This window comes from Candidatus Eisenbacteria bacterium, assembly GCA_035712145.1.
Taxonomy (GTDB): Bacteria; Eisenbacteria; RBG-16-71-46; order RBG-16-71-46; family RBG-16-71-46; genus DASTBI01.
Genome location: DASTBI010000096.1, coordinates 20,205 through 32,854, shown reverse-complemented (window position 1 = coordinate 32,854; position 12,650 = coordinate 20,205). Strand labels below are relative to the sequence as shown.

Sequence of the window (12,650 nt, the reverse complement as noted above, 5' to 3'; positions counted from 1 at the left end):
CTCTCCTCAGAACTCGACCACCGCGCCCGATTGCGACCGTCGCTCCATCGTACGGGCTGCGGCCACCAGCAGCGAATCGCTTCGCCAGTCGAACCCGAGCGTCGCGATCTGCGCCATCTGGAGCCGCGCGTCGTCGTCGAGTCCGGAGCGGTAGAGCCCGAGCACCAGGTCGCGGCGCGCCAGCCAGTCGTCCGGCTTCAGATAGGAGGCCACCTTGAGCTCGAGGACGCCGTACTTGGGGTGCGATTCGAGCAGGAGACTGCCGAGCACCGCATGCGCCTCGGGGCGGCCGATGCCGGAACGGATCGCCTCGGCCAGCGCGCGTCGAGCGGCCAGCGTGTCGCGCGTGTCGTTCAAGGCCTGCCGGGCTCGTCGCATCTGCATCCACCACGCGACGGAGTCGTCCTTTGCGCCGAACGCACGCCAGGCGGCTTCCGCGGCGTCGCGCCGCAGCAGCCAGAGCTCGGTCCACCCCAGCCAGTAGAGGTGGTCGGCGGCGAGCTCGTTCGAGGCGAGGCCACGACGGAACGCGTGTCGCGCGCCCTCGAGGTGCCCAAGGGCGAGCAGATCGGAGCCCACCTGGAAGAAGCGGTCGCGCGGGCTCGGATAGAGAGGCCTCAGCGATTGTCCGTCCCACGTGATGAAGATGCAGGGCCGGTCGGCCGCGGTGCTCTCGGAGAACTGCGAGAAGAAGTGAGACTGGAGCGACAGGTCCTTGTAGAGGGCTCGCACCTGAGGCCCGTTGCCCATCTGGAATCCCGCCCAATAGGGGAAGTTCGAGAAGAAGAAACGCGACTCGTGCTCGGGATTCGGCACGAGGCGAAGCAGCTGGCGTCCCAGGGTGTCAGTGTTCGCCGCGGCGCGCTGGAAGTAGAAGGACGTGAGGTGAGACGTCCACACCCAGGGGTTCTCCGCGGTGGCGAATGCGCGCGCGCTCGTCGCCCCGGCGTGCCACCACAAGAGCCCTGCGCAGAGGAGCAGCCAATCCGCCGGACGAATGCGGATGCAGGCGAGCCCAACCAGAATCGATCCGCCGACGGCGAACAGCGTGTAGTAGTAGCTGCTCCACCCAGCGGCGACCGGTCCCGTCACGATCCCGAATGCCAGCAGCCATGCTCCGGCGAAGAGGACGACGTTCCGCCGCCGGCTCCCCGTATGGGCCGGTGCGTCCCGCATCGCCAGACCCGCCGGGATCAGGAGCAGCAGCGCCGGCACCAGGGTGACCCACACCCACGAGGCGCTGCCGGGATGGAGCAGGCCTCTCAGGAAGCCGGACGGATGCTCGAGACCGAGCAGGCTCTGCAAGCCATGGACGTAGCCGGCCACGAAGTGTTGGGGACCGAAGTGCAACGGCTGGGCCGCTGCCTGGCTTCGTACCCACAACGTGACTCCACCCCAGAGTGCGAGGACGATCAGGAACGGGACTAGGCGCCGCTGTGCAGCCGCTCGATCGGGCGCCGGCTCGAACCAGAACATCCATGCCGCCAACGCGAGAGGAAGCGGCAGCGCGGATTCCTTGCTGAAGACGGCGAGAAGATAGGCCAGCGCGGCCAGGATGGTTCTTCCTCGTCGAAATAACGCGAACGATCCGAGCGAGAAGAAGAGCGCCAGCAGATCCTGCGAGCAGGAGACCCAGGTGAGGTTCACCTGCTGGAAGGGAAGGGTGGCGAAATAGAGCGTGCCCGCCAGCACCGCCGGAAGCGGCAGGAACGCGCGCAGGAGATCCGCGACCAGCGCCAGACCCAGGACGAAGATCACGAAGTTGACGGCATGGAAGACCAGAGGATGATCGCCCGCCAGCGGCGTGATGAGGGCGAAGTAGATCTGCCTCGATAGCGGGCGAAAGTAGTTGCCGAGCGGATCGAGCGGCGTGATCGAGTGAGTCAGCGTCGCGCGCTTCGCCTGCTCGAGGAAGAAGTAGTCGTCATTGAGGAACCCGGTCCGCAGCGCCTCGAGGTAGAAGATCGCGAGCCCGGCCGCGAACAGGGTGAGCCATACGCCGGGACGCCGGATCAGGGAGGCCAGCCGGTCGTTCAATTACGAGCCATTCCGGCCTAAGGCCTTGGCCGCGCTCGCCGATAACCAGGAGGTCCGCACGTCCTCTCCAGGGGAACGGCTCGTGAGCCTGTTTCGCAAGTCGAAGAACGACCACGTCGACCTTCGGGGCTGGTGGCTCTGGTCGGTCACCTTCGTCGTCATCGGGGCGCTCACCATCGCGGTCCAGCTCCTCGAAGGCCGCCTTCCTCTGTCCGATAGCCGGGTCGCCGGCTTCAGTCTGGCCGGCCTGGTCGGCGCATTCTGCCTGCTGATCGGGGTGAAGCAATACCAACTCAACCGCCTGCGCTCGAACATGGGCCGCGAGCAGTCGGATCTGAAGGACATGGGCACCAGATTATCCGAGATCTCGGAAATGTTCCGGGTCTCGACGTCGCTCAACCTTCAGCTTCCGCTCGACGTCATCCTCGAGATCATCGTGCGACGTGTCGTTTCCACGCTCGGCGCGCAACAGGCGTCGGTCATGGTGTACGACGCCGACAGCGGCATCCTCGAGACGCGCGCATCCTACGGTCTCGAGTCCGAATACGCGCGCCACGGAAAGCGGAAGATCGGTGAAGGCATCGCCGGCTGGGTGGCCGAGCACCAGCAGCCGCTCCTGCTCGGCGCCGAGGACCCGGGGCCGATGGGACAGCACTACAAGCCCAACCGGAACATCACCTCGGCCTTGTCGCTGCCGATCCGTGTCGCCGATCGTCTGATCGGCGTGCTCAACGTCAATCGCATCAACCACCCCCAGCCGTTCCGTGAGCACCACCGCGACGTGCTGAGGATGTTCGCCGAGCACGTCGGCTCCGTGGTGGAGCGAGCCGAGGTCGTGGAGCGGTTGAACGCGCGCACGCAGGTGCTCGAGGCGTCGAACCTCCAACTGAGCGAGCTCAACCGGTTCAAGGACAGCTTCCTCTCCACCGCCAGCCACGAGCTGCGCACGCCGCTGACCTCGGTGATCGGCTACGCGGAAGTGCTGGAGGAAAGCGAAGGCAGGTTGTCGAGCGCCCAGCGCCGGGAGTTCCTGCGCCGCATGTCGAGCGAAGCGGGGATGCTGCTCGGACTGATCGACGACATCCTGGACCTCACCCGCCTCGAGACCGGCAAGCTCGTGCTCGACAAGAAGTCCCGGGACCTGAACGACTTGGTGCGCGCCGCGATCGCCACGGTCACGCCGATCGGCGAGAAGCACGGCGTGCGTCTCCACGCGAGCCTCGCGCCCGGCCTCGCCCAGCTCTTCGTCGACGATCTCAAGGTGCGGCAGGCGCTGGTGAATCTGCTCTCGAACGCGATCAAGTTCTCGCCGCGCGGAGCCACGGTCGAGGTCGTGAGCCGTTCGGAGCCCTCCACGCTGGTCGTCGAGGTACGGGACCAGGGTCCCGGCGTGCGCCCCGAGGATCGCGCCAGGATCTTCGAGCTCTTCGGGCAGGGCGAGCAAAAGGGCGCGAACCAGAAGAGCGGGCTGGGGATCGGTCTCCATCTGGTGCGCCGCATCGTCGAGCTCCACGGAGGAAGCGTCGGCGTCGAGCATCCGAACGGCGGAGGAAGCCTGTTCTGGATCCGCCTTCCGCTCTTCAACGAGAGCGCGCTTCCCGATCAAGCCGCGGCCTAGTCGCGCTTCCAGCACCGACCCATCGTGCTGTCGCGATCAGGCGGCCGCGCTCGGTTCCTCGCCGGGGTACTCCGCTCCACGCAGCGCGCGCCTGACCTTCCGGTCCTGGGGAATCGGAGTGAGGTCCAGCATCTCCGAGGGCGCGAGTCGCCGGCCGCCGGGGGCGATGATCGGCCTCACGTTGGGACGAGCCAGGTCCTTCGCGTTCGGCGCCAGCACGATGGCGATCGTGCCGTCGTCGAGCTCGACCATTTGCCCGGGCGGATAGAAGCCGACGGTCTGGACCAGCGCCCAGAGCATGGCGGGATGGAAGCGGCTCTTGAGCGGGCCGAGCATCATGCCCAGAGCTTCGAACGGGGTCACGAAGGCGCCGCGCACGCTGCGGTGCATCTGCAGGCTCACGTAGCAATCCGCCACCGCCACGATGCGCGACAGCATGCTGGTGTGCCACTCGGGACCCAGCGCCGGATAGCCCACGCCGTCCGGACCCGCGTGATGCTCGAGCGAGACCTTCATGCAGCGCAGTGAGGTGGCGTTGAGCGTGGTCGAGCGCGCCATTTCCTTGACGCCTTCCACGGGATGGCGCTCGGCGAGCGCCTTCTCTTCGTCGGTGAAGGCCTCGAGCGGGTTGCTGATCTGACGGCCGACCGCGTCCTTGCCGACGTCGTGCAGCAGGGCGGCCACCCCGAGGTCCGCGAGCGCACGGCGGTCCATCTCGAGGAGGTGGCCCATCGTCACCGCGACCAGCGTGACATTCACGGCGTGGGCGTAAGTGAACTCGTCGCGGTGCGTCAGCGACGAAAGGCCGAGCACCACGGGCTCGTCCGCGAAGGCGCCGTCGACGAGCGGCTGCACCACGCGCTTGGCGTGACGCATCTCCATGCCGCGCTGCAGCGAGGTCGTGGTGAGCAGCGACTTCGCCCCGGCGATCGCGGCGGAGAAGTTCTTCCGCACCGCGCCTTCGGGGGCGCCCGAGCCACCCTGGGTCACGACGCCCGCTCCCGGAAAGTCGTTGGAGAATCCCGCGTCGGCGTCGCTGTTCCTGGGACGCGACGCGACCTCGGGCGCAGAGTCGTCGAGATGCTCGAGGGCCGCCCCGATGTCGAAGATCTCGTCCGGCGACGTCGTCGAGGCATGAACGGCGGGCAGCACCTTGTCGAGGCCTTCGGCGATGCAGGCGCTGAGCAGGTCCGCGCCGGTGTAGAGGTCGGGCTGCATGAAGTAGCGGAAGAACTTCTTCATGTCCTCGTTCGTGACGCCCTGCACCGCGCGGAAGCCGGCGATCTGGCGGGCGCGCATCTCGTCCATCACGTGCCGATGAAAGCGCACGTTCATGCCCTTGATCGGGACGCGCGTGCCATTGAGGAATACGTCGCCGTCGACCTCCACCAGGACCGCTTCGCCGTCGGCGTCGAGCACCGGCTGGAGCGCGCTCATGAAGCCCTGGAGCTGGCCCTCGAACACCTGGTTGTCCGTCTGATAGGAGCGGCCAATGCGGATCAGCGCGGAGAGGCGGCTCAACACCGGCACGCCGAGGTCTCGTGCCGAAGCTCCGACCGGCCGTTCCGGGTTCTCGTACGGGCGCTCGCTCATGGAGCACTCTTGCTGGCCATGGCCTCGAGACAGACCTGGCGGATCGCCTCGTGGCTCGAGCGAATGCCTTCTTCGAGCACGGCCAGGGCTTTTTCGGTGCCGATCTTGAAGAGCGCCTGCGCGGCGGCCTGGCGCTGCGGGGTCACGCGCGCGAACCATCCTCCTTTGTTGACCAGCGTCGCCAGCGCGGAGACCGCGCTGTCGTCTCCCATCTCGGAGATGGCGTTGAAGATCAGCCGCTGATGCGCGTCGCCGCGGGATTCGAAGTTCGGGGCCATGATCTGCCGCACCAGCGTGCGCAACGTCTCTGGAGCGCGGTGCCGCGCCATCACGTTGAGCGTGGTCGAGAGCAGCCGCAGATCCGGCGTGCTGAGATACGTCGTCAGGATCGGCAGCCGCGCCTCCGGCGGCACGTTGGCGAGCGAGGTCACGACTTGCCGGCGCACGCGAGCGTCGGGGTGGCCGGAAGCGAACCGCAAGTGCTCCAGCACTTCTTCGCCGCCGATCTGTCCCAGGATGAACACCGTGTTGCGAACCACGTACCAGCGCTCGTCCGCAAGGTAGGGCGAGAGGAGCTCCGGCTTGTCGGAGCAGAGGTAGCACAGCATCGTGGTCGCCGCCGCCCTCGTGCGCGCCTTGGCCGCGCGCGCCATCACGGTGGTGCCGAGATCGATCGCCGTGGCCCCTTGCGCGACGGCCAGCGCGAGGAACTTGGCCAGATCCTCCGCCGGAGATTCGTCGAGGTGCTCGGCGATCGCTTCGCCATCGAGTCCGGCGAAAGCGTCGGCCAGATCTTCGGTGGACAGCGATCCATCGGGGTCGAACTCGCGCAGCAGCGAAAGCGCGTCACGCGCCTCGTCCCACGAGAAGCGCTGGACCGCGGACGCCAGCCAGGTGACCACCGATTGGGATAGCGCGGCTCGGGTGTCCACGCTCGGGTCCAGCGCGAGGACCCTCCGGAACAGGCCCGGCACCTCGGTCGTCCATTCCACGCCCCGCTCGGCCGACCACTCGGTGAGCAGGATGGAGCGCACGAACTGCATGCCTTTGGTCAGGATCTCGTACGCCGCCGGCACGTCGACGTAGGTCTTGGGGAGCGGCCAGTCATCGAAGGTGTCGCGATGGAGCCCCTGGGCCGCGCCGGCGATCTGACCGATCTCGGCGTGGATCTCTTCCCCGGTCGGATCGAGGCTGAAAGCGAGGCCGTGAAGCCTCCTCCGTCCTCCCGCGTGAATGCGTTTGGTGGAGAGGTAGATGGTCTGCGAGATCGGCACGGCATCGATCTCGATGCGAGTGGCATGAGCCTGCCACAGGAGCGTCACGAGATCGTCGTGGAGCATCGGGCCGCGATCGGCCGCGACCATCGCATGGAAGAAGGCGTCGAACTCCGCGGCCGGAATGTCGGGCTTGAAGACCAGGCCGCGCAGACCGTCGCGATAGAAGATGAACGAGAGCCGGTCGGCCTTGGCGGACAGCGGGTCGACGTTCTCGGGATTGAGCGGCTGATGAACGATGGGCTCGTCGACCAGCCAAATCTCGGTGGGCGTGATCCTCAGTCGAGCCGCGCCGTGGTCCCCGAGGTTCTTGTTGAGCTGGGTGAGCAGCTGGTCCTGGATCTGAACCACGGTCGGGTTGTCGCGCGGATAGAGCCGGCAGACTCGCATCCCGCGGGCCAGCTGCTGGAACCAGCGCGCCATGGCCTGCGCCTCCGGCGAGAGATAGCGCAGCTCCGGATACTTGAGTTGGGCCCCTGGCGACATGTCCGCTCCGTGCCAATGACGACCGCCGGAGCCTGGAACGGCGGTCTTCTCCCCGCGCGTCCCGGGCGGGGCATTCTCTGAAGTTCCACCGGGTTATCGGCCGCGAGCTCTACGACGTTGAGGAAAACCGCCGGAGCGCTTCCAGCGGAACCGACTGTCGATCCAGAGCTTGACGGCCTGGGTGCCGTTCCGTACTCTGCGCCGTCTGCCCGGCACCCCCAGCTCCTGAAGAGGCCATAGAACGCCATGAAACGGACGTACCGGCCGCGCAATCGCCATCGCAAGAAGACGCACGGCTTCCGCGCGCGCATGAAGACCAAAGGCGGGCGCAAGGTGCTCGCGGCGCGCCGCAAGCAGGGCCGGAAGCGACTGACGGTTTCCACCCCCTGAGGTTCCGGAGCGGTCTTCTCCGTCTCGGAGGGCTGGCCGCCTGCAGAGCCCACTCGATCAAGACCCGATATGGTCTGGGCTGTATCCGCCGGCCGAGCCGACTTCGCGCGGTCCGGTCTCCACATGATCTCGAAGTCCGCCGAACGGATCCCTTCGGAGTCCCGACTGCGGTCGAAGGCCGAGTTCACGCAGCTCAAGGCCCATGGCCGGCCGGCCCGTGGCCGGCACTGCCTCGTGGTCTTCGAAGCGCGTCCCGGCGAACCCACCCAGGTGGCCTTCGTCGCCAGCCGGAAAGGCGTGGGCGGCGCGGTGGAACGGAACCGCGCGCGGCGGCGCATGCGTGAGATCGTGCGCCGGCGCTGGCCCCGCGTGGCGCCATTCGGCGTGCGCATGATGTTCGTCGCCTTCCGCAGCTTGCCGCGCGCGGCTCACGCCGACCTGGTCGAGGACATCGAGCGCCTGCTGGTCGAGGCCGGGGCGATGACCGCGGAGAGCCTCACCTCGTGACCCGCCAGCTGCTGATCGGGCTCATCCGTCTCTATCGCCGATCGCTCTCGGCGTGGCTCGGCCCCGTTTGCCGGTATTGGCCCTCGTGCTCCCATTACGCCGAAGAGGCGATCGTTCGCCACGGAGTGGCGCGCGGATCGTGGCTCGCCGCCCGCCGCCTGCTGCGCTGTCATCCGCTCGGCGGGCACGGCGTGGACCCGGTTCCATAGAGAGGAACGCGCTTGGACCGTAGGACCATCGTTCTGGTCGCCCTGTGCCTGGTGCTGTTCCTGGGCTACCCCTTCATCCTTCGCTTCTTCGGGCTCGGACAGTACCTGGGTCCGCCGCCCAGGCAATCGACCGACACCACCCTGGTCGCCGTTCCCGACACGACGCCGGCGCCCAGCGCCGCTCCCGCAGCGGCTCCAGCGATCTCGCCGGCCGACACCGCCACGGCGCGTTCCGAGCAGGTGGTCACGGTGGAGAACGATCTCTACCGCGCGTGGTTCTCCACCCGCGGCGCGCGTCTCCTGGGCGTGGAGCTCAAGCGCTACGCGACCGCCGGCGCGGCCGCAGAGTCGCGGCACCGGCGGTTGAAGGAAGGGGAGGTCCTTCCCGACGAGGATCGCGTCCAGCTGCGGGGCGAGCCCGCGCTTCGGCTCGAAACCGGCGCGGCCGGTCGTGGTCCGGAGATCACGTACCAGGTCTCGGAGAGCCTCGACGCCGCGGGGCAGATCCGCGTGCTCACCTTCACGGGACGTGATCCGTCAGGCGCGGAGATCCGCCAGACCTATCGCCTCGAGCCGAACACCTACGCGATCGGCCTCGAGGTCGCGATGCGCGGATCGAACCTGACGGAGTACAGGCTCACCGCCCGTTCCTGGCCTCTCGCGCACGAGCACAATCAGGCCGAAGAGGAGCGCTCGCTCCGCGCCACGAGCCAGGTAGGCTCCAACCTTCACCGCGAGGGCACGGGCGGACTTCGCAAAGGGCCGAAGAGCTTCGAAGGCAATGCCTCCTGGGCCGCCGTCCAGACGCGTTATTTCGGCGGCGTGGTGGCCATCACCCGCGGCACCGCGCGCGGCACCACCGCGGGTCTCGAGTCACGGAACCTGACCGCGGAAGAGCGGGCGCGGCTCGGTCCGCAGGCCAAGCCCGTGCAGGAGCTGGTCACCAACACGCTGATCGTCAGCGTGCCGGGAGAGTCCGATTCACCCGACCGTTTCCTGGTCTATTTCGGCCCCAACGAGTACTTCCCTCTGGGAAAGCTCGGCCACGGGCTCGAGAACCTCGTGGATCTCGGATGGTCCTGGATCCGTCCCTTCAGCAAGCTGCTGCTGCAGATGCTGCTCTGGCTCTACGGCGTGATCCACAACTACGGGCTGGCCATCATCGTGCTCGCCACGCTGGTGCGCGTGCTGCTCCATCCGCTGTCGATGATGAGCATGAAGAGCATGCGCGAGATGCAGAAGGTGCAGCCCGAGGTCGAGCGCATCCGGCAGAAGTACAAGAACGATGCGCAGGCGATGAACGCCGCCATGATGGCGCTCTACAAGGAGCACAAGATCAATCCCGCCGGCGGCTGCCTTCCGATGCTGGTGCAGATGCCGCTGTTCATCGCGCTCTATTCCGTGCTGTTCAACGCCATCGAGCTGCGTCAGGCGCCGTTCGTCGCCTGGGTCGACGATCTCTCGGCGCCCGATTCCCTCTTCCCTCTGGGAATCCCCTACGTCGAGAGCTTCCGAGTCCTGCCGATCCTGATGATGCTTTCGGGTCTTCTCCAGCAGAAGCTGACCCCCACGGATCCACGCCAGGCCGCATCGATGTACTTCATGAACGTGCTGATGCTGGTGTTCTTCTACCACCTGCCCTCGGGGCTGGTGCTGTACTGGACCGTGATGAACCTGCTCACGGCCCTGCAGCAGTGGCTCGCCCTGCGGGAGGACGGAGGTCACAAGGCCGAAGCCGCGGTCTCTCCGGTGGCCGCTCGCGGCGGCTCGAAGTAAGCTAGTTCGCCAAGCCAGGGCCACGGCGGCCGGCGTGAAGCCGCCGGGATGGGGCCCGAACCACAGGTCGCCAGCGCGCATCGCGGACACGCCTACGATTGTCGCTTCCGGGTGCGCAACGATTGGAGGAAGAGGTTTCGATGGAATCGAAGGGGGTCATCTTCGAAGGCAAGACCCTCGATGACGCGGTGAGGAAAGGGCTCGAAGCCCTCGGACTCTCGCGTGCCGAGGTGATGATTCAGGTGATGGAGGAAGGCTCGAGCGGATTCCTCGGAATCGGCTCTCGCCCTTACAGAGTGCGCATGATGCCGCGCCCGCGCCGCGAGCTGGTGGAGCGGCCGGAGCGGCGGGGTGGCGGCGACCGGGATCGTGGTCGCGGGGGTCGAAGCTCGGAGCGGGGCGGTCGCGACCGTGGCGAGCGTGGAGATCGCGGCGAGCGCTCGGAGCGCGGTGAGCGCGGCGGCGATCGCGGAGATCGCAGACCTCGTGGTGAGCGCGAAGGCCGCAGCGGGGCCCGAAGCGAGCGCGGGGGAAGATCCGAGCGCGGCGGCCGTAGCGGAGGCGAGCGCTCTCGCGAGCCACAGGTCGAGCGGGTCGCGCAAGGCGGCGGACGTCGCGAAGAGCCGGCGGCGGCCGACGAAATGCGGCGCGACGACGCCGGCGGTCCTGGTGGACGCCGGCGCAGACGCCGCCCTCGCCGGAATGGCGACGACCGTCCGCGTGAGGGCGCCCCGCGCGCTCCGCATGCGCAGGGAGTCGAGGTGAGCCAGGGCGACGGCAACCGTGCGAACACCGGCAACGGCTCCATGCTGCCGGCCGAGGAGCTGGCGGCCACGGGCAAGCGTCTGGCCGAGGATCTATTCCGCGCCATGGGGTTCGAGGCCCAGGTCACCGCCCAGGCGGAAGGCGATTCAGTCGAAGTGAAGGCGGAGATCGGCCAGGACAGCGAGCTCATCACCGGCGAGAAGGGCGAAGTTCGCCAGTCGATCCAGCACCTGCTCAACCGGATGCTGAATCGCGGCGGAACTTCTCGCTATCACTTACAGCTCGAGATCAACGACTTCTGGGCTCAGCGGGAGAACGAGCTGCGCGACATGGCGCGCCGGCTGGCCGACGAGGCCGTGGCGGAAGACGCAGAGAAGCTCACCGAGTATCTCAATGCCCAGGAGCGGCGCGTGGTGCACGTGGCGCTGCGTGACGACACCCGTGTCAGGACGTTCGGTCTCGGGGACGGGCTCATCAAGAAAGTCGCGATCTCACCGGCGGGCCCCGGCGAAGGACAGAAACCGGAGGAATAGGCCCGGCGGGTTGCGGTGCACGCGCCGGCCTCGCTTCCGGGGGCCGGCGCTTCGTTTGAGGCTCATGCTTTCCACCGACGATACGATCGCCGCGATCGCGACCGCCGCGGGTGCTTCGGGGCTGGCCGTGGTGCGCGTGAGCGGGCGCGGCGCTGTGGCGGTCGCCGACCGCGTCTTCCGCGGGCGCGGCAGGCTGTCGGGAGCGGCCACGCACACGCTGCATCATGGCTGGGCGGTATGGCCGGAGCACGATCCACCGCCCGCGAAGCCCCGAAGGCTGGATGAAGTCGTGGCCTCATTGTTCCGCGCGCCGCGCTCGTACACGCGCGAGGACGTGGTGGAGCTCTCGTGCCATGGCGGTGACCGGTCGGCGCGGCGCATCCTCGGCGCGCTGATCGCCGCGGGCGCGCGGCTGGCGGCGCCCGGCGAGTTCACGCTGCGCGCGTTCCTTCACGGCCGCATCGACCTCACGCAGGCCGAGGCGGTCGCTGATCTCATTCACGCCGCCAGCGAGCGCGCGCACGATCTGGCGTTGATGCAGCTCGCGGGCGATCTGCGCGAGCGTCTCGAACGGCTGGCCGAGCGACTCGCCGACGCGGTGGCTGAAGTGGAAGCGCGCGTGGATTTCGCAGAAGACGTGGGCGGAATCGAGGTCCCGGGCCACGTCGTCCTTGCCATCGCGGAGGTCGATCGCGATCTGACCGCGTTGCTCTCGAGCGCGCCTTATGGACGGGCGATCCGCGAAGGCGCCCGGGTGCCGCTGGTGGGCCGGCCGAACGTCGGCAAGTCCTCGCTCTTCAACGCGCTGCTCGGCGAGGAACGCGCGATCGTCACGTCCGTCCCCGGCACCACGCGCGACCGGGTCAGCGAGGCCATCGAGCTCGCGGGCGTCCGCGTGACGCTGTCCGACACCGCCGGCCTTCGCGAGACCAGCGACCCGGTGGAGGCGATCGGCGTGGGCCTCGCCGAGCGCGCGCTCGACGAAGGCCAGGTGGTGATGTGGGTGGTGGATGGCTCGCGGACGCTCGAGGCGGCCGACCGGCAGATGGCCGAGCGACTCCGCGGCCGCAAGGTGATCACGGCGCTCAACAAGTCGGACCAGGAGACGCGAGTGGCGGTGGCCGAGATGTCCGCGCTGCTCATGGACGAGTCGCCGATCGTCCCGGTCTCCGCGACGCGAGGCGATGGACTCGAGCAGCTTCGCTCCGCGCTGGCCTCACGCCTCGGGGCTCCTGCTTCGGAGGTCGACGCTCCGGTCACGCACCCACGGCATGCCGAAGCGCTGGAGCGCGCTCAGGCGTCGTTGCGCCGCGCGGCGACCGCCGCGGCCGCGGAAGAGCCGGGAGAGATCGTCGCGCTCGAGCTCCACGAAGCGCTGGCCGCGATCGGCGAAGTCACGGGCAAGGGCGTCGGCGAAGACCTGCTGGATCGGATCTTCAGCCGCTTCTGCGTGGGAAAGTGA

At 68.0% G+C, this 12,650-nt stretch carries 10 protein-coding genes; 7 read left to right on the top strand and 3 right to left on the bottom strand.

Features of this window, described 5'->3' with window-relative positions; translation table 11 throughout:
• Nucleotides 1-6: 6 nt before the first annotated feature.
• The gene (locus tag VFQ05_05930) at nt 7-2,037 is read right to left on the bottom strand and encodes a hypothetical protein (protein ID HET9326289.1); all 2,031 of its coding nucleotides are present in this window, start codon (nt 2,035-2,037) and stop codon (nt 7-9) included.
• Nucleotides 2,038-2,119: 82 nt separating this feature from the next.
• Between VFQ05_05930 and VFQ05_05925 the strand changes: the two genes are divergently transcribed.
• Complete coding sequence (locus VFQ05_05925) at nt 2,120-3,655, top strand: GAF domain-containing sensor histidine kinase (GenBank protein HET9326288.1); 1,536 nt, start codon at nt 2,120-2,122, stop codon at nt 3,653-3,655.
• A gap of 36 nt (nt 3,656-3,691) precedes the next feature.
• Here the strand turns inward: VFQ05_05925 and VFQ05_05920 are convergent, their stop codons facing one another.
• Nucleotides 3,692-5,248 (bottom strand): HD domain-containing phosphohydrolase, encoded by a 1,557-nt coding sequence (locus VFQ05_05920; protein ID HET9326287.1) that lies wholly within the window; start codon nt 5,246-5,248, stop codon nt 3,692-3,694.
• Entirely contained in the window at nt 5,245-7,008 is a 1,764-nt protein-coding gene (locus VFQ05_05915; protein ID HET9326286.1) for a HEAT repeat domain-containing protein, read from the bottom strand. The genes VFQ05_05920 and VFQ05_05915 overlap by 4 nt, the downstream gene beginning before the upstream one ends.
• Before the next feature lie 246 nt (nt 7,009-7,254).
• On the opposite strand from VFQ05_05915, the gene rpmH reads away from it, so the two are divergent.
• From rpmH to mnmE, 6 genes are all read left to right on the top strand, one after another.
• A complete protein-coding gene (gene rpmH, locus VFQ05_05910; GenBank protein HET9326285.1) occupies nt 7,255-7,398 on the top strand; it encodes a 50S ribosomal protein L34 in 144 nt (47 codons plus the stop codon).
• A gap of 69 nt (nt 7,399-7,467) precedes the next feature.
• Nucleotides 7,468-7,905 (top strand): ribonuclease P protein component, encoded by a 438-nt coding sequence (locus VFQ05_05905; protein ID HET9326284.1) that lies wholly within the window; start codon nt 7,468-7,470, stop codon nt 7,903-7,905.
• The gene (yidD, locus tag VFQ05_05900) at nt 7,902-8,114 is read left to right on the top strand and encodes a membrane protein insertion efficiency factor YidD (GenBank protein ID HET9326283.1); all 213 of its coding nucleotides are present in this window, start codon (nt 7,902-7,904) and stop codon (nt 8,112-8,114) included. Before VFQ05_05905 ends, yidD begins: the two co-directional genes overlap by 4 nt.
• A 12-nt stretch (nt 8,115-8,126) precedes the next feature.
• Nucleotides 8,127-9,890 (top strand): membrane protein insertase YidC, encoded by a 1,764-nt coding sequence (gene yidC / locus VFQ05_05895; GenBank protein ID HET9326282.1) that lies wholly within the window; start codon nt 8,127-8,129, stop codon nt 9,888-9,890.
• Between the two features lie 140 nt (nt 9,891-10,030).
• Entirely contained in the window at nt 10,031-11,188 is a 1,158-nt protein-coding gene (locus tag VFQ05_05890; GenBank protein ID HET9326281.1) for a Jag N-terminal domain-containing protein, read from the top strand.
• A gap of 64 nt (nt 11,189-11,252) precedes the next feature.
• Nucleotides 11,253-12,650 carry a tRNA uridine-5-carboxymethylaminomethyl(34) synthesis GTPase MnmE gene (gene mnmE, locus VFQ05_05885; GenBank protein HET9326280.1) on the top strand — a complete coding sequence of 466 codons (1,398 nt, stop codon included), beginning with the start codon at nt 11,253-11,255 and terminating at the stop codon, nt 12,648-12,650.